Origin of the sequence: Bradyrhizobium barranii subsp. apii, assembly GCF_011516635.5 — a bacterium.
Lineage (GTDB): Bacteria > Pseudomonadota > Alphaproteobacteria > Rhizobiales > Xanthobacteraceae > Bradyrhizobium > Bradyrhizobium barranii.
This window is the reverse complement of the sequence record NZ_CP096255.1, coordinates 2,561,581-2,579,892: the sequence shown is the minus strand read 5'-3', so window position 1 is coordinate 2,579,892 and position 18,312 is coordinate 2,561,581. Positions and strand designations below refer to the sequence as shown.

General features: G+C 64.5%; 12 protein-coding genes. 7 read left to right on the top strand and 5 right to left on the bottom strand.

What is annotated here, in order from left to right; genetic code table 11:
* Window positions 1-3: 3 nt before the first annotated feature.
* Both HAP41_RS12310 and HAP41_RS12305 read right to left on the bottom strand, forming a co-directional pair.
* On the bottom strand, window positions 4-1,305 hold the full coding sequence (locus HAP41_RS12310; RefSeq protein WP_166101748.1) for an MFS transporter: 1,302 nt from the start codon (window positions 1,303-1,305) through the stop codon (window positions 4-6).
* A gap of 229 nt (window positions 1,306-1,534) precedes the next feature.
* Window positions 1,535-3,964 carry a bifunctional diguanylate cyclase/phosphodiesterase gene (locus tag HAP41_RS12305; RefSeq protein ID WP_166101751.1) on the bottom strand — a complete coding sequence of 810 codons (2,430 nt, stop codon included), beginning with the start codon at window positions 3,962-3,964 and terminating at the stop codon, window positions 1,535-1,537.
* Window positions 3,965-4,251: 287 nt separating this feature from the next.
* On the opposite strand from HAP41_RS12305, the gene HAP41_RS12300 reads away from it, so the two are divergent.
* Window positions 4,252-5,418, top strand: a complete 1,167-nt coding sequence (locus HAP41_RS12300) for an ABC transporter substrate-binding protein (protein WP_166101755.1) — start codon at window positions 4,252-4,254, stop codon at window positions 5,416-5,418.
* A gap of 168 nt (window positions 5,419-5,586) precedes the next feature.
* On the opposite strand, the gene HAP41_RS12295 is transcribed toward HAP41_RS12300, so the two are convergent.
* Genes HAP41_RS12295 through HAP41_RS12285 form a run of 3 tightly spaced genes read right to left on the bottom strand, consistent with a single transcriptional unit; the run spans window position 5,587 to window position 9,484 of the window.
* Window positions 5,587-6,564, bottom strand: coding sequence for a hydroxyacid dehydrogenase (locus tag HAP41_RS12295; protein WP_166101760.1), 978 nt, complete (start codon window positions 6,562-6,564; stop codon window positions 5,587-5,589).
* Window positions 6,565-6,576: 12 nt separating this feature from the next.
* Complete coding sequence (locus HAP41_RS12290; protein ID WP_224580875.1) at window positions 6,577-8,451, bottom strand: TRAP transporter large permease; 1,875 nt, start codon at window positions 8,449-8,451, stop codon at window positions 6,577-6,579.
* 1 nt (window position 8,452) lies between these two features.
* Window positions 8,453-9,484, bottom strand: a complete 1,032-nt coding sequence (locus HAP41_RS12285) for a TRAP transporter substrate-binding protein (RefSeq protein WP_028147675.1) — start codon at window positions 9,482-9,484, stop codon at window positions 8,453-8,455.
* Window positions 9,485-9,911: 427 nt separating this feature from the next.
* Between HAP41_RS12285 and HAP41_RS12280 the strand changes: the two genes are divergently transcribed.
* The 6 genes from HAP41_RS12280 (at window position 9,912) to HAP41_RS12255 (ending at window position 18,206) form a co-directional block, all read left to right on the top strand.
* Complete coding sequence (locus HAP41_RS12280) at window positions 9,912-11,396, top strand: caspase family protein (RefSeq protein ID WP_166101763.1); 1,485 nt, start codon at window positions 9,912-9,914, stop codon at window positions 11,394-11,396.
* 224 nt (window positions 11,397-11,620) lie between these two features.
* Complete coding sequence (locus tag HAP41_RS12275; RefSeq protein ID WP_166101773.1) at window positions 11,621-13,288, top strand: SulP family inorganic anion transporter; 1,668 nt, start codon at window positions 11,621-11,623, stop codon at window positions 13,286-13,288.
* 527 nt (window positions 13,289-13,815) lie between these two features.
* Window positions 13,816-15,129 carry an ABC transporter substrate-binding protein gene (locus tag HAP41_RS12270; protein ID WP_166101776.1) on the top strand — a complete coding sequence of 438 codons (1,314 nt, stop codon included), beginning with the start codon at window positions 13,816-13,818 and terminating at the stop codon, window positions 15,127-15,129.
* A gap of 149 nt (window positions 15,130-15,278) precedes the next feature.
* Window positions 15,279-16,208 (top strand): carbohydrate ABC transporter permease, encoded by a 930-nt coding sequence (locus HAP41_RS12265; protein ID WP_166101783.1) that lies wholly within the window; start codon window positions 15,279-15,281, stop codon window positions 16,206-16,208.
* A 3-nt stretch (window positions 16,209-16,211) separates the two neighbouring features.
* Complete coding sequence (locus tag HAP41_RS12260; protein WP_085399493.1) at window positions 16,212-17,063, top strand: carbohydrate ABC transporter permease; 852 nt, start codon at window positions 16,212-16,214, stop codon at window positions 17,061-17,063.
* Window positions 17,064-17,114: 51 nt separating this feature from the next.
* Window positions 17,115-18,206: an ABC transporter ATP-binding protein gene (locus HAP41_RS12255; protein WP_063981580.1), complete on the top strand. Its 1,092-nt coding sequence runs from the start codon at window positions 17,115-17,117 to the stop codon at window positions 18,204-18,206.
* Window positions 18,207-18,312: the final 106 nt, after the last annotated feature.

Here is an 18,312-nt window from a genome sequence, read left to right as displayed (position 1 = left end):
AACCTATTCGGCCGCGCTTGTGGGCTTGAGCTTGTGCAGCCGGCCGGCCACCGCCCGCACGTTGCGGGGAGCGGCCTGCCAGACCGAGAGCGCCGACAGTCCGCTCACAACCATGGCGATGGCGAAGGCGAGCGTGTAGTCGCCGGTGCGATCATAGAGGAAACCCGTGAGCCAGGGACCCGCCGCGCCGCCGGCCAGGGCCGCCAGCATGATCGTTCCAAAAATGCTGCCCTGGTGCCTGCCCTGGAAGATCTCGAACACCACCGCGCCCATGATCGAGGTGAGGCCGTAGCCGAGCGCGCCTTGCGCGAACACCATGACATAGACCAGCCACAGCGACGGCTGGAATTTCAGCGCCATCAGCGCCGCGAAGCAGATCGCAAAGCCCGCGCAGCTGATCGCCCACACCCATTCCCGCCCGATCCGGTCGGAGACGTGGCCAAGCAGGATCTGGCCGGGAATGCCGAGCAGGCTGACGATGCCGAGCGCCCACACCGCGACACCGGGGCTGAAGCCGATGTCGAGCAAGAATTTGGTCTGGTGCACCTGCACCGCGTACCAGATGTACAAGCCGCTGAAATAGCCGAGCGCGATCCACCAGAAGCGCGCGGTCGCAACCGCCCGCTTGAGCGTCCAGTCGGTGCCGACCCAGACGGGATCGACGATGTTGGAGACCGGTGTCGCCGCGCCCGCCGCCGGCGTGGCATCGCCGTCCGGCTGAAGGCCGATGTCTTCGGGTCGCTTATGCAGGAACAGATTGATCGGCGCCAGCACGACGAGGATGAGCAGCCCCATCGCGGTACAGGCGGTGCGCCAGCCGGTCTCTTCGATCATGTGCTGCACCCACGGCAGCAGCGTCACCGAGCCGATGCCGACGCCGGCAAAGGCAATCCCGATGGCGAAGCCGCGCTTGCGGATGAACCAGTTCGGCAGGAACAGCGACTGGCCGGAATAGCCGAGACACACCGAGCCAGCGCCGACCATGACGCCGATGGTCACATAGAGATGCCAGGGCGTGCTGGTGAGTGGCGCGAGCAGCAGTCCGCCGCCCATCAGCACGACACCGAGCTCCATCACCGCGCGCGGGCCGGCGCGATCCATCAGGCGGCCGATCAGCGGGCTGACGATGCCCGACACGACGAAGCCGAAGGAGAACGCGCCGGCAGTGACGCCGCGTTCCCAGCCGAATTCCGAGATGATGGGAGGAAAGAACAGCGAAAACGCGGTGCGCGCGTTGACGCCGATCGCCATGGTCACGAAGGTCACCGCGACCACGACCCAGCCGTAGAAGAACGGAAGCCGCATGTTGTGCTTATTTCATCCCTAGATGGTGCTACCGACCATCCAGGGCCGTCTGGGTCAAGCGATTTTCGCGAATGTGTTTCTTGGCGGGGCGCAGAAGTTGCCACATCGTCATGGCCGGGCTTGTCCCGGCCATCCACGTCTTTGCTACGCGGAACAAGGAACGTGGATGCCCGGGACAAGCCCGGGCATGACGACCTCTCGTATATGTTCAAATGTTGCGAGCCCGCGCTCAGGCCGCGTCGCGCTGCGAAGCCCGGACGGGCGCGTCGAACTCGATCTGGTCGACCGGCTGCGGGCGTCCGAACAGATAGCCTTGCGCAAAATTGACGCCGAGCGCCGTCAGCCGCTCGAACTCTTCGCGTGTCTCGACGCCTTCGGCAGTAACCGACATATCGAGTCCGCGTGCGAGCGTCACGATCGAGGCGATGATCGCGGAGCTGCGCGGCTGATGCGTGAGGTTGCGGATGAAGGACTTGTCGATCTTGATCTTGTCGAACGGGAACGTCGTCAGATAGCTGAGCGAGGAATAGCCGGTGCCGAAATCGTCGAGCGCGAGCTCGATGCCGATGTGCTTCAACCGCTCCATGAAGGCAAGGTTCTCGACGCCGCGTTCCAGCAGCACGGATTCGGTGATCTCGATCTCCAGCCGCTGCGGCGCCAGGCCGGAATCTGCCAGCGCCGCGCAGATCGTCTCGAACAGCTCGGCTTCCTTGAACTGGATCGGCGACAGATTCACGGCAACCATGAAATCGCATGGCCAGGCGGCGGCGTCCGCACAGGCGCGCCGAAGCACGAATTCGCCGAGCGGCACGATCAGCCCGGTTTCCTCGGCAAGCGCGATGAACTGGTCCGGCGGGATCAATCCGCGGCTCGGATGCCGCCAGCGCACCAGCGCCTCGAAGCCGCGACGGCCACCGCCGGCGACGTCGACAAAGGGCTGATAGTGCACCTCCAGCTGGCACTGCGCGATGGCATCGCGCAGATCGCCTTCCAGCGTATTGCGGGCCTCGAGCTCGGCCGACATCGCCTCGTCGTAGACGGTGAAGCAGTTGCGGCCGGCCGATTTCGAGCGGTAGAGCGCGAGATCCGCCTTCTTCAGCAGCTGCTCCTGGTCGCTGCCGTGGTCCGGTGCGATCGCGATGCCGATGCTGGTGCCGATCTCGACGCGATGGCCGGGCAGCAGGAACGGTTCGGCGACCAGCTTCGCGATCCGCGCGGCGAGCTCGGTCGCGCAGGCCCGCTGATCGTCGCAAGCCTCCTGGATGATGGCGAACTCGTCGCCGCCGAGCCGCGCCAGCACGTCGGTGGCGCGCAGCGCGGATCTCAGCCGCAGCGCCACCTGGCGCAGCAGCGCATCGCCCGCACCGTGGCCGAGCGAGTCGTTGACGTTCTTGAAGCGGTCGAGATCGAGCATCAGGATCGCGAACGGCAGGCCCCGCACGCCCAACTGGCTGTTCATCATGTCGAGCCGGGTGAGGAAGAAGGCGCGGTTCGGCAGCCCGGTCAGGATGTCGGTCTGGGCGAGCTCCAGCACCCGCCGGTTCGCCAGCGACAGCCGCCGCGAGTTGCGGCTGGCGAGCATGAGATAGGTTGCGAGCGACAGCGTCAGCAGCATGCCGACGACGATGACGGCAACGGCGCGGTCGTAGGCCGTCTCCAGCGAACCGCCGGCCGTCGGCATGGCGCGCACCTGCCAGTCGGTATCCCCGATCTTGAGGCTGCCCGACCAGTGCAGCGCCCGGGCGACGTCCCGCATCGATTGCGGCGACGTGGAGGCCGACGCATAGTCCGGCAGGGTTTGTTCCAGGCTGACGATCTGTCCCGTGAAAGGCGGATAGACGTTCACGCTGACCGCGGGGCTTGCTCCCGTGGTCACGCGAATGGACTGGATCAGCAGCGGCAGGTCGAAGACGCCGACGACGAAGCCCGCCAGATTGCGGCGCCGGTCCGCCACCGCCTCGCGCGAGGTTCCCTTGGCGTAGACGGGAATGGCAACGAGCACGTCGGGCTGCCGGCCACCCTCCTTCGGCTCGTAGAGGCGTGTGCGAATGGCGGCGACGCGATCGTTGTCGCGCGCGCGCTCGAGGGCTGCGCGGCGCTCTGGAACGGTCGCGTAATCCATGCCATAGACCGACGACGTCTTCGGCTGGGTCGAGTAGAACACCGGGAAATATTCATCGGCCTGCGGCGCGGTCGCGAAGGTCTCGCCCTGGAGCGACTTGATGCGATAGCCGGACACGCCGTCCGTGGCCGCGGCGGCCTCGTATTCGGCGCGCTCCTTGCGGTTGACGCGCGGCAGCCAGGAGATGCGCAGCATGCCGGGATGACGTTCGAACAGCCGGGAGCTGAAGGTCTCGAATTCGCTGCGGGTGATTTCCTCGTTGGTCGATTCGAACAGCGTACGCAGCGCGACGAGCCTGGAGATGTACTCGCTCATGCCGTTCTGCATGACGATGGCTTCGGTTTCGGCGGCGTTCTCGAACTCGATCCTGTTGACGCGGTTTTCCCATCGCGCCACGGCGGCGGCGCCGACGAGCGAGAACAGAAGACCGACGCCGACTGCGACGAGCGCAGGGCGATAGAGTCCGAGCAGCGGCGCGGCACGCCACCATCCGGTCCTACGTTCCCGATCCTGATCGTTCTGACCCCGACCGCCCATCTTGATCCCGCAAGTCCCCCTCAGCGCGGCAACCCACTTCTGGTTGAGCTGCCGGAACTGCTATCGGACAAGGATCGAGGTTAAAAACCGCACAATTTCAGAACCGGGTCATCGCAGATTGCGCGGCTTAGTTAACGATTGGCCTGCAAACAGGGCCCATTGTGCGAGCAATTTGCCGCTTTTCCCCGGAGTCTTACGGAGCACCATCACATCAGGGGTTAGCGAGCTGTTCAGGACGACGGGACTATCGTTTCCGGCAGGTATTCCCTTATCCGGCAAACATCCTCATGACACGATCGCGATCAGCGGCCTGCGTCGCTCTGGCCGTCGCGCTACTCGCCGCGGCCAATCTTGCAGCGAAAGGCGACGAGGTCGGCGTCAGCGACGATGCGATCCTGTTCGGCCAGGCCGCCGCGCTCGAAGGCCCCTCCTCCGCGCTCGGACAGCGCATGCGGCAAGGCATCGTCGCGGCGTTCACCGAGATCAACGAAAAGGGCGGCGTCCACGGCCGCAAACTCCAGCTCATCAGCCGCGACGACGGCTACGATCCCGACCGCTCGGTGGCGCAAACGCTGCGGCTGATCGAGGACGACAAGGTGTTCGCGCTGATCGGCGCGGTGGGCACGCCGACCGCGATGGCGACGATACCGATCACCAGTACCAGGAACATCCCCTTCATCGGCCCCTTCACCGGCGCCGAATTCCTGCGCGACCTCGAGCTTGCGAACGTCGTCAACATTCGCGCAAGCTATGGCGCTGAAGCGGAGGCCTGGGTCAAGCACCTCACCGAGGATCGCCACTTCACCCGCATCGGCATCTTCTACCAGGACGATTCCTTCGGCCGCGACGGTCTCGCCGGCGTAAAGCGCGCACTCGCCAGGCGCGGCCTCGAGCTCGCCGCCGAAGGCACCTTCGAGCGCAACACCCGCGCGGTCGGCGCGGCCTGGCGCATGATCAAGCGCGCCGAGCCCGAAGCCGTCGTCATGGTCGGGACCTACGGCCCTTGCGCGGAGTTCATTAAGCTCGCGCATCGCAGCGGCTTCCATCCGACCTTCGTCAGCATCTCCTTCGTCGGCGCCAATGCGCTCGCCAGAGAGCTCGGCCCCGACGGCGAAGGCGTCATCGTCTCGCAGGTCGTGCCGTTTCCCTGGGATCGCTCGCAAAAGCTCGTCGCCGACTACCAGGCGGCGCAGAACGCGTTCGACCCGACGCTGACACCGGACTTCGTGTCGCTCGAAGGCTATCTCTCCGGCCGCCTCGCGGCTGCGGCGCTGGAAAAGGCCGGGCCGCAGCCGACCCGCGCGAGCCTGTTGCGCGCCATCAACGACGTCGGCCGCTTCGACATCAGCGGCAGCATCGTCACCGTCGGCGCACGCATGATCGACGCGCCGCCGAAGGTGTTCTTGACCGTGATCCAGAAGGACGGGACGTTCAGGGCAGTGGATCGGCTGTAGGCTCGACAAGGTGAACCTCCACTGGCGCACCGATGGAGGTGCGTTCCCTCCCCCCTTACACGGGGTCGGTGCGCGACGGATAGAGTCCCCGAGTGGCCCCCCTCTCCCTGCCCCTCCCCCGCAAGGGGGGAGGGAACGGAGAGAGCTGTGCTGTCGGCTAGAAAGTCTTCAAGGCCGGCGCGTCCAGCGCTCGGCGTTGACGGCGCCTTGCGGGACCTCGCCTTTGACGATCGCCTCGACCTGCCGCACCGTTTCCAGCGACTGGTATTCGATCGCCTGTGGTGTCAGCCCGCCGACATGTGGCGTCGCGATAACGTTGGGAAGCCTCGCCAGCTCCGGGCTCGGCATCTGGTCGGGCGCGCGGCCGACATCCATCGCCGCGCCGGCGATGCGGTTCTCGCGCAGCGCACGTGCCAGCGCGGCCTCGTCGACGAGATTGCCGCGCGAGAGATTGATGAAGACGGCATGCTTCCGCATGCGCGCCAGTGCCGCCTCGCCGATCAGATTCTCGGTCTGCTCGTTGGCGATCGCGAGGCAGACGACGTAGTCGGACGCACCAAGAAGCTCGTCGAGACTGACCTGCCGGATCGCGCTGTCGCTGACATCAGCGAAGGGATCGGAGACCAGTACCTCCATGCGCATCACCTTGGCGATCTCGGCGAGATAGCGCCCGATGCTGCCATAGCCGATGATGCCGATCTTGCTGCCGGCGAGCTGGCGGCCCATCCGTGCCTCGACCTTGCGGCCGGCCTGGTAATCCGCCGTCGCCCGCGACACGCCGCGGGAGAGATCGACCATGTAGCCGATCGCAAGCTCGGCCACCGCCTGCACGAAGCCCGGGCCGGCGCGGGTCACGAGCACGCCGGCGTTCGAGGCTGCATCGACGTCGACATTGCGGATGTCGACGGCACAGCGGACGAAGGCACGCAAGCGCGGCAACTGCGCAAAGATCTCGCTACGCCCTTCCGTCATGCGATCGGCGACGATGATGTCGGCATCTTTCGCCGCGCGCACGAGGGTAACCGCGTCCAGCGTGTCGTCGCTCTCGTGCAGGATCACCTCGGCGGCCGCGCGCAGGCCGTTCAGGCTGCGGTCGCCGTAGTAATTGCGGCGCATCTCCGGCGTGTGAGCCAGCAAGACTTTCACGACAAGACTCCTTCAGTAGCCGAATGCCCGCGGCAGTGCGGTCGAGAGCCATGGCACGAAGGCGATGACGAGCAGGCAGAGGAACAACAGGCCGAGATAGCCCATGATCGGCTTCACCGTCTGCTCGATCGGCACGTTGCCGATCAGGCAGGCGCCGTAGAGTCCGAGCCCGAGCGGCGGCGCGAACAGGCCGATGCCCATGGCAATGACCAGCACGACACCGAAATGCAGGGGATCGACACCGAGCTGCACGGCCACCGGCAGCAGCAGCGGCCCGAAGATGATCAACGCGGCCGCGCCTTCCAACACCGAGCCCATCACGATCAGCACGCCGATCGCGAGCAGGATGAACAGCCACGTCCCTGATGTCTTGGACAATCCCAACATGAAGTCGCCGACCGCGTGCGGCACCTGCTGCAGGGTCAGCGTGAACGCCAGCGACTGCGCGGCGGCGACGATGAACAGCACGAGCCCCGCACGCGTCGCGCCCTGCACGAAGCTGTGTGCGGCCGACTTAAAGGTGAGCTCGCGGAACACGACGCTGCCGACGACGAGCGCATAGGCCACGGCAAACGCGGAGATCTCCGTCGCCGTCGCAAATCCGCTCTTGAAGCCGAAGAAGATCATGAAGATCAGGCCGAACGAGGCGATGGCGCCGCTCCACAGGCCCGACACCGGCATCTGCGGCGCAACGTCCTCGGTATCCGCCGGCCGCTTGCCGAAGATGATGGACACCGCGATCAGAACCAGCGCCATCAGCGCCGCCGGCAGGAGGCCAGCGACGAACAGGCCGCCGATCGACAAGTTCGCAACGAATCCCAGGATGATCAAATTGATACAGGGCGGAATGGTTTCCGCCATCACCGCGGACGCGGCGAGCAACGCCACCGCGCCACCCGGATTCTGCTTCGAGCGTCGCGCCGCCGGGATCAGCACCGAGCCGACCGCGGCGACATCCGCCATCTTCGAGCCGGAGATGCCGGAGAACAGCACCATCGAGGCCACCATCACGACATTCAGGCCGCCGCGCATACGGCCGACGCCGCGCTGTAGCAGTTCGATCAGCCGCACCGACATGCCGTTGGCTTCCATGAGGTAGCCGACGAGGATGAAGAAGGGGATCGCGAGCAGCACGAAATTGTCGATGCCGCGCGCCATCTGCTGGGCGAAGATCACGCCGGGCAGCGCGCCCTCGACCCAGATGAAGATCAGCGCGGCCAGCGCCAGCGCGAACCCAATCGGCAATCCGCCGAACAGGGTTGCGAAGAAGCCGATAAACATCAGCGTGCCCGCCGACGGCACCGTGGACGGCGACAGATAATCCCAGGCGAGATAGAGGCCGCTGACGATGACGACCGCAACGAGGCCCCTGACGATGTCGGGCAGCGGCCGCGCGCCGAGCTGGTCGATCGCGAACACCGTCATGAACAGCGCGCCGATGCCCATCGGGTAGAAGGTCAGCTCCAGCGGCAGGCCGGACCCGGTGGTCTGGCCTGAAGTCAATGATCCCAGCTTGATCGCGTTGTAGGCGACATAGCCGGAGATCAGTACGACCAGAAGCGCGCTCGCAGCATCCACCAGCGTGCGCAGCCGCACCGGAAGCAGATCGCGGAAGAAGGACACGCCGACATTCTCGCCACGCGCGAGCGCGCTCGCCGCGCCGAAGAAGGCCGAGCCGACCATCAGGCCGCGCGCGACGTCATCAGACCATTCGACCGGCGCATTGAAGCAGAAGCGCAGCAGCACGGAGGCGCAGACGACCACGAGATCGGCGGCCAGGAGGATGGCCGCGATCGCGTCGCTGAGGCGAAGCAGCAGCGTAATGCTCCCGTGGCGGCCGCCCGAGAGGGGTACGGCGCCTGTCAACGCCATCTCAGACTTGGTCATCTCAAGCTTGCGTCGCGCGGATGATGTCGATGACCGGCTTGGACTCCGGCCGCGCCTTGATGAAGTTCTCGTGCTGCGGCGCGACGCGCTTCTTGAAGGCTTCGCGGTCGCATTCGGCCACCGTCACCCCCTTCTCGGTCAAAGCCGTCAGCGCCTCCTTCTCGACGGCAAGCCCGTGGGCGCGCGTGTCGGCCGCGGCCTTCTTGGCGGCATCGAGGAAACCCTCGCGCAGCTTCGGATCCATGCGGTTGTAGGTCACGTCGCTGAAGTAGATCGCAAGCGGCGAGAAATTGTGCTGCGTCAGCGAGTAGAATTTTGCCGTTTCGAAGAACTTGCTGGCCAGGATCGTCGGCGGATCGTGCTCCAGCCCGTCGAGCACGCCGGCCTGGAGCGCCGTGTAGATCTCGCCGAAGGCCAGGGGCGTCGCGGCGGCGCCCATCAGGCGCAGGCATTCCGTGATCACCGGATTCGGCAGCGTCCTGATCTTGAGGCCGGCGAGATCCTCCGGCGTCTTCACCGGCTTCCTCGCGAGCACGCTGCGTGAGCCGAAATTATAGGCCCAGGCGATGATGCGGATGTTGCCACTCTTGAGCAGCGCGTCTTCGATCGGCTTGGCGGCGCCGGAATCGAACGCCTTGGTCTGCTGCGGGAAGCTCGAGAACAGAAAGCCGAGGTCGAAGGTGCCGACCAGCGGCACCAGGTTGGCGGAGATCGACGAACCCGATACCATGAGGTCGATGACGCCGAGCTTCACCGAATTGATGACGTCGATCTCCTGCCCGAGCTGGTTGTCCGGGAAGAAGGCGACCTCGACCTGCTCGCCGAGCCCGTTGCCCTTCAGGTTCTTGACGAGGTTGTCATAGTAGACGCGGCCGTTGGCGTATTTCGGATCGTTCGGCAGCGAGGAGGAGCATTTCAGCTTCAGCGTCGCCGCTTCGGCGCGACCGATGATGGCAGGAGAGAGAACGAGGCCGGCGGTGACCGCCGTCGACGACTTGATGAACGTGCGACGGCTCACAGGCACGATGGTCATGGCGCGGTCTCTCCCCGAATATTCTTGCTTACGGCCGAGATCGCTGCCACGGCCTGTTGCGCGGACTGTATGGCCAAAGCGACGGGGCAGGCAAGGGTTGCGGCCGGCTGCCGCAAAGCGGCGTGTCGCGAACATCGACGGCATCGGCACGGTCAAAACAACCATGTTTGTCCGGGATTCTCGATCGGATCGGCCTGCGGGTCGATGTGCGACAGGACGCTTCGCGCGGCAGCACGGATCAATCCAATTGGTGCATGGATCAATGCGCAATTCACATGGATGCTGCCGGAGCGATACCCGGCGGCTCCGGCAGACGCCCTGCCCCATTTTGCCGCAGCTTGCTGCGTGATCCAGTGCACAGACAGACGCGTGGCCGCGACCTAGAAAAGGTGACATCATCGCGCGCATTGCCGATGGAGGTGACACCATGCGCCGTCCAGTCCTTCGCAATTTGTTTCTTGCCTCCAGCCTTGTCGCGCTCGCGCAATTGATGACGCCGACCGACGCCGACGCCGAGGCGCGGCTCGCACTGGTGATCGGCCAATCGGCCTATCGCACGGTGCCGGAGCTGCCCAACGCCGCCAACGACGCCAAGGGCATGACGGAACTGCTCGGCAATGCCGGCTTCACCGTCACCACGGCGGCCAATTTGGCGCAGAACGAGATGCGCGCTGCGATCTCCGATTTCGCCGGCAAGGTCAGCGCCAGCGGCGCCGACACCGTCGCACTGGTGTTCTATGCCGGCCACGGCCTGCAGATCGACGGCGAGAACTATCTGGTGCCGGTCGATCTCGATCCCAAGCGCGAGGCCGACATTCCGCTGCAGGGCGTGCGGCTGAACGATCTGCTCAACACGCTCGGCGCGCTGCCGACGCGGGCACGCATCTTCATGCTCGACGCCTGCCGCAACAATCCGTTCCCTGCGCTCAGCGGCGCCGGCCACGGGCTTGCAATCGTCGACACCAAGGCCGGTGCACCCGGCTCCTTCATCTCCTACTCGACCTCGCCCGGCGCCGAAGCCGAGGACGGCTCCGGCGTCGACAGCCCCTACACCACCGCGGCGCTGACCGTCGCCAAGCAGCCAAACCTGCCAATCGAGGAAGTGTTCAAGCGCATCCGCATCGCCGTGGCGCAATCGACCGACGGGCGGCAGATCCCGTGGGAGAGCTCGTCGCTGACGACCGACTTCAGGTTCTTCGGCGGCGAGAGCAGCGGCGGACAGCCTGCTCTCCCGGGCGCATCCGCCATGGCACTCGCCAGCGGCACGCGCAGCGTCGCGGACTGGCGCAAGGATTTGCAGGGCAAGGAGCCGAAGGCTGCCTATGAGCTGGTGATCGCCGACGACACCGTCGAGGCGTATCAGGCCTATGTCGAACTCTACGCACAGGCCTCCTACACGCCGCGTCTGCGCACGATCCTGGAGCGCCGGCGCCAGATGCTGGCCTGGGAGCGCGCCACCGCGATCAACACCCGCGCTTCGTTCGAGGCCTATCTGGCGAATTGGGACAACAGCGATCTCGCCGCAACCGCGCGCCGGCTGCTGCTCCGCGTGCAGAACCGCAACTATGCCTTGCCGGTCGCGGCTGCTGCCGCCCCTGCTCCGGTCGCGGTCGCAATGGCCCCCACCTGCCCGTGCTCGGCGCCGTCGACACCGGCAACGCCGGTCAATCCGGCGGTGGCGCCCGTCATCAAGAAGCGCGTCGACGACACCCCACCGAAGCGAAAAGTGGTCGAGACGCCGCCGAAGTCGCGCCGGCCGCCGCCCGACGAAGTGATCTACGAGCGCGCGCCACCCCCTGGCTTGCCGCCTGAAGCCGTGGGCGTCGGAATCGGTGTCGGGATTGGTCTCGGCATGGGCGGTCGTGGCGGAGGCGGCTACGGACGCGGCGACTACAATCGCGGCAGGTACTGAGCCCCAGTTCACCAAGCGAATGGATGTCCGCAGGCCCTGCCTGCGGACATTTCTGTTGATGGTGAGCGGCCAGCAACTCTCGTGCCCCGGACGCAGCGCAGCACTCCCGGCGATGCGAAGCATCGTCCGGGACACGAGAGTTGCGGATATTTCGCCTTCTGTGGCCTTCCGGAAGTACTGTAGGCTGATCTGCTGACGCCAGCCTTTCCGGGGATTCCATATCGATGCCGCACGACGCGCCCGCCAAGAACTCATGGCCGCTGTTCCGGTCACTCGCGTCCTATGCCCTGCCCGGCGACCTCATGGCGGGCCTGACGCTGGCGGCGATTGCGATCCCCGAGCAGATGGCCACGGCGCGGCTCGGCGGTTTTGCGCCGCAGATCGGCTTCTTCGCGTTCATGGCGGGCTCGCTCGGCTTCGCGCTGCTCGGCGGCAACCGCTTCCTGTCCTGCGGCGCGGATTCCACGATCACGCCGATCTTCGCCGGCGGACTTGCCGCGCTCGCGGCCACCGGCTCGCCTGAGTATCAGGGGCTTGCGATCGCGCTGGCGCTGATGGTCGGCGCGATGATGCTGGCCAGCGGCGCTTTCCGCCTCGGCGGCATCGCCAATCTTTTGTCCGTGCCGGTCATGGTCGGCTTCCTCGCCGGCATTTCCGTCCACATCATCGTGTCGCAATTGCCGGGCGTGCTCGGGCTTCCGTCACCGAGCGGGCCGACGCTCGACCGCATCGGCGTGCTCGCGACCGAACTCGGCCGCACCAACCCCTTTACGCTCTGCATCGGGCTTGGTGTGCTCGCCGTGGTCTTCATCGCCGAGAGGATCAGCGCGAAAATTCCGGGTGCACTGATCGGCCTCGTCGCCGCGACGCTGGCCACAATCGCGCTCGGCCTCGAAAGCCAGGGCGTCAGCGTCGTCGGCGCGGTGCCGGGCACGCTGCCGCGGCCGACCTTGCCTGACCTTGCGCCGGAGCTGTGGGTGCGCCTGGTGCCGCTCGCCTTCGTCATCACGGTCGTGGTGATGGTGCAGACCGCGGCGACGACGCGGTCGTTCCCGTCCGATCCCGACAAGCCTGCCGATGTCGACCGCGACTTCCTCGGTGCGGGCGCCGGCAGCGTGCTGTCCGGCCTGTTCGGCGCGTTTCCGGTCAATGCCAGCCCGCCGCGAACCGGGATCGTTGCCGAGACCGGCGGACAATCGCAGCTCGCGGGCCTTGCGGCCGGGGCAATCGTGCTGGCGCTGCTCGCATTCGGAACGGGGCTGCTGCAGCACGTTCCGGACGCCGCGCTCGGCGGCATCCTGCTGTTCGTGGCGCTGCGGATCATCCGGGTGAAGCAGATCACCATGATCTACCGGCAATCGTTCAGCGAGTTCCTGCTGATCGTCGCTACTGCCGCGCTGATCATCGTGTTGCCGATCCAGCAGGGCGCCTTCCTCGGCATCGTGCTGTCGCTGCTGCACGGCATCTGGAGCACGACGCGCGCGCGGCTCGTCGAGTTCGAGCGCGTGCCGGGCACCACGATCTGGTGGCCGGCGCATCCGCACATCACCGGCGAGCGCATCGCCGGCGTCGCCGTGATCGGGCTCCAGGCGCCGCTGTCCTTCCTCAACGCGCCGGGTTTTCGCAGCGACGTGGCCAAAGTGCTCGGCACCTCGACGCCGCAACTGCTGGTGCTGGAGGCGAGCGGCATGGTCGAGATCGACTTCACCGCCGCACAGATCCTGCTCGACGTCTTCAAGGCGTGCAGCGAACAGGGCGTCACCGTCGCGCTGGCGCGGCTGGAATCGGTGCGCGCGCAGAACGCGTTCGAACGTTTCAGACTGTTCGACGCCCTGCCCCGCGAACACGTCTTCCACAGCGTGGATGAAGCCGTGCGCCAGCTGGCGAAATAACCACCGCCTTCACTCGGTCCGCCGCCCCAAAGGGAGCGATACTTTTGGTCGCCGGCCAGTTCGCGGAGTAAGACCATGGCCGCCGCGTCAAAGCTAGCACTTGATTTCCTGCTGCGACGGGCGACAATGATGTCGCGCCAGCTTCCGGTACCGAACTTCATATAAGACGGGGAAAACCCGCTTGGCCGCGGCTATACCGTCGCTGCGCGGGAGGGATCGTTATGACGGTAGGGTTCAAGCGCTGGCTGCAGCGCCGACATGATCCAGGCCGCCGATCGTATCGCCGTTACGATTGGGTGCGATGCAATCGCGCCGCTGCTCCGCGAAGAACGCCCCTGGTTCGCGGCGAACTCGCCACCCCGGCGCTGCAACTGGAACGCCACCAAATGATCATCGAGCCAATACATTGCGGACGTTGTCGCGGGCGCATGCGTTGGGCCACGGAGGCGCGATAGACTGAAAGGCACTCCAGGCCGGCGTTAGACTGGCCAAAGGATATTAGCTCAGACACACCGAGGGAGGAATGCATGACGACGGTAACCCGACGTAACATCCTCAAGGGCGGCACGGCGCTTGTGGGCGGCATGGCCGGCATCCTGGCCACTGGCAGGGCTCCCGTTTTTGCACAGGGCACCACGGTACACTGGCTGCGTTGGAATGACTTCGTGCCAGCTTCCGATCAGCTATTGCGCAAGGAGCTGCTGCCTGCTGCCGAGAAGGCGCTGGGAATCAAGATCAATCTTGAGACTGTGAATGGCAACGACCTGCAGCCGCGCATCACCGCGGCGATCCAGTCGGGCTCAGGTCCCGACATCATCATGCTCTTCAATAACCACCCGCAGATCTATTCGGAGAGCGTCATCGACCTGTCCGACATCGCAGGTCGTGTGAGCGAGGCCGAAGATGGCTATTATGATCTGTGCAAGTCCAACTCCGCCGACGGCCAAAAATGGATCTCTTTGCCGTGGACCATCGTCGGCGCCATGATCGCCTACCGAAAATCCTGGTTCGATGAGATCGGCTCATCGACCTTCCCGGACACTTGGGAGAAGTATCGCGAGGTTGGCAAGAAGCTCAAGGCCCAGGGCCGGCCGATCGGTCAGACGCTCGGCCACACGTTCGGTGACGCGCCGACGTTCAGTTACCCGTACATGTGGTCGTGGGGCGGCACCGAGGTCGAGAAGGACGGCAAGACTGTCAACATCAACAAGAAAGAGGTCATCGAGTCCGTCAAGTTCATGACGGCTTTCTGGAAGGAAGCCCACGACGAGGGCGGGCTTGCCTGGGATGACACCAACAACAACCGTGCGTTCCTGTCGCAAACCATCTGCGCCACCCTCAACGGCGCTTCGATCTACATCGAATCGCTGCGCAACCCCGACAAATATATTACTGAAAAAGGCGCACAGCTGAAGACCGACATCCAGCACTCGCCGTTGCCCAAAGGCCCGGCCGGCCAATTCGCCATGCACACCTATTTCTCTCACGTCATTCCGAACTATTCGAAGAATCAGGACGGTGCGAAGGCGTTGTTGAAGTGGGTCCATACCAAGGCGAACTACGAGCCGTGGTTCGTCTCCCAGAAAGGTTTCGCGACACCGCCGACCCACGAATGGGAGAAACACAAGTTGTGGGAAGAGGACAAGGTCATGGCGCCCTTCAAGATCGCCGGCCTCCTGGGTCAGACGCCCGGGTACCCTCTGCCCTCATCAGGCAAGAAGGCTGCCGAAGTGCTCACCAAATACATCATCACAGATATGTACGCCAAAGCGATCCAGGGCGCTCCGGCGGAGGATTCCGTGAAATGGGCGGAAGTCGAACTCAAGAAGGTCTATTCTTGAAAGTACGTGCGCAGCGAGTCGCACGGCTGCGAAGTGGCTGCCGCGCGCCCCGCGTCTCGGACTTGTACGGTGCGCCGTCTCTCTGTGAGGCGGCGCGATCAAAGTTTCGCATGACGCGTCTGCTGGCGTGCGCTTAGAGGTGAAGCGAGATGGCGATCGCCGAGACCCAAGTCTACATGCCGCAGGCGCCGCGGCCCAGAATCCGGCTGCTTGAGGACGAGCGTTGGCTCGCATTCGTGCTGCTGGTGCCGACCCTGGCGCTGCTCGGTACGTTCATCGCCTATCCGTTCTTGCGCGGCATCTTGTTGTCGGTGACCAACTCGCGCGTCGGCGTTCCAGGCGAGTTCGTCGGCCTCGCCAACTTCTACAAGATCTTCAATGACGGGATCTTTCGCACCTCCGTCTACAACACGTTTCTTTATACGGGCGTAACCACCGTCTTCAAGCTGGCGCTCGGGCTGTGGCTGGCCATGCTGCTCAACCGGAATTTCCGCGGCAAGGCTTTCACCCGTGCTTTCATCCTGCTGCCCTTCATCATCCCGACCGTGCTCTCGACTTTCGCCTGGAAGTGGATGTTCGACCCGACATTTAGCGTCCTCAATTGGCTCCTCTACCATCTCGGTTTGATCAGCGGTCGGATCAATTGGCTTGGCGATCCAGACCTCGCCATGATCTCGATCATCATCGTCAACATCTGGCGCGGAGTGCCGTTCTTCGCCATCAGCCTGCTCGCCGGCCTGCAGACCATCAGTCCCGAACTTAGCGAGGCCGCCGCCATAGACGGTGCCAGGCTGTGGCAGCGGTTCTGGCACATCACCTGGCCCCTGCTGCTGCCCGTGACCATGGTCGTGGTGCTGTTCTCGGTGATTCAGACGTTCGCCGACTTCCAGATCGTCTATGTGATGACAGGCGGCGGACCAGCCAATGCAACGCACCTGTTCGCCACCTACGCCTATCAGATCGGCATCGGCACCGGCCTCCTAAGCGAGGGCGCTGCCATCTCGCTCGCCATGTTTCCGGTCCTGTTTCTGGTCGTTATCATCCAACTTCTCTACATCCGCCGCGTGGAGGTCCGCTGAGCCATGATCGAGGGCGCAAGGTGGCGAAAGTGGGCGTTCTTCTACGTCCCCATGGCGATGTTCCTGCTTTTCCTGCTGTTCCCGTTCTACTGGATGGTGATCACTTCGGTGCGGCCGGACGGCGAGCTTTACCGACCCTGGAATTCGATCAACTACAATCCGTTCTGGACCTGGAACCCGACCTGGGACCATGTCAGGTACCTGTTCGAGGAGACGCTGTTTGCATCGTGGCTGTGGAACACGACGTTCATCGCGCTCGCGTCAACCGCCATCTCGCTCGTGTGCGGCGTGTTCGCCGGCTATGCTCTCTCGCGGCTGAACTTTCCATTTGCAGGCAGCCTGGGCACCGGCATCTTCATCACCTATCTGGTGCCTCAAACGCTGCTCTTCATTCCGCTGGCAGAGATCATCCGCAACTATCGGCTGGGTGACACGCCCTGGTCATTGATCCTGACCTATCCGACCTTTCTCATTCCGTTCTGCACCTGGCTCATGATGGGCTACTTCAAGGCGGTGCCCAAGGAACTCGAGGAATGCGCGCGCATTGACGGCGCCTCGCGCTGGCAGGCCATGCTCTACATCGTCATCCCGGTGGCGATCCCGGGCATCCTCTCGGCCGGCATCTTCGCTTTCACCCTGTCGTGGAACGAGTTCATCTACGCACTTGTCTTCCTGTCCTCGCCTGGACAGAAGACCGTGCCGGTCGGCGTCACATCGGAGCTGATCCGCGGCGATGTATTCTTCTGGGGACCGCTGATGGCTGGCGCCCTGCTCGGATCGATCCCGGTTGCTATCGCCTATTCGTTTTTCGTCGAGCACTACGTCGCAGGACTGACTGGATCGGTGAAGGGCTGACAGCACCCCGGATCATCAGGAAAGTGGGCATGCGGAAGGCGGGTGGAGCGAATGGGCCAGGTCGTCCTCAAGGGGATCAACAAGTTCTACGACAGCGTGCACGCTGTCAAAGACGTCAATCTGCAGATCCGCGACAAGGAGTTCGTGGTGTTCGTCGGACCGTCCGGCTGCGGCAAGACCACGACGCTGAGAATGATCGCCGGGCTTGAAGCGATCAGTTCCGGCGACATTTCCATCGACGGAAACGTGGTCAATGAATTGGCGCCGATGGACCGCGACATCGCCATGGTGTTCCAGAACTACGCCCTGTACCCGCACATGAGCGTGCACGACAACATGGCGTTTGGCCTGAAGATGCGCAAATTCGAAAAGCCCGAGATTGACAAGCGCGTGCGGGAGGCGGCCGACATCCTCGGCATCGGTGAATTGCTAACGCGCAAGCCGCGCCAGCTGTCCGGCGGCCAGCGCCAGCGCGTGGCGTTGGGTCGTGCCATTGTGCGTCACCCCCGCGTGTTCCTGTTCGACGAGCCGCTGTCGAACCTCGATGCCAAGCTGCGGGTACAGATGCGCGTTGAGCTCAAGAAACTGCATCTCCGTCTCGGCACCACCGCCATTTACGTTACCCACGATCAGGTCGAGGCCATGACGCTGGGTGACCGGGTCGTCGTCATGAAAGACGGCGTGGTCCAGCAAGTGGGGGAGCCGCTCGAACTGTACAATCAGCCCGCCAACAAGTTCGTCGCCGGCTTCATCGGCTCCCCGGCCATGAATTTCGCCGCCGTTACGGTGACCGAGGCGAACGGATCGCTGATTGCCGAGAACTCCGGCCTGCGCATCAAGCTGCCGGACGAGACCGCGCAGCGGCTGCGCGGCCATATCGGACGCGAGGTCATGCTCGGCGTGCGGCCGGAGGACCTTACCGTGGCGGGTAGCGCTGATCTCGGCCACTCATGCTTCGATGCTGTGATTGAGGTGGTCGAGCAACTCGGCTCGGAAATCCTGCTCGATATGAAGGTCGGCGAGAGTATCATGGTGGCGAGCGTCGAGCCGACCGCGAGGGTGAGGGTGGGCGACAGGCTGCGCGTTGCCATGCGGCCTTCCAGGCTTCATGTTTTCGACGCGCAGACCGAGGCGGCCATCTAACCCCGGCAGAGGATCAATTCCACCGGTGAGCGGGAATTCGCCTTCTTGTCACCAGCTTCGATGACGCCCGGAGAGCTCGATGGCACTTGGCTCGTTGCCGGGCACA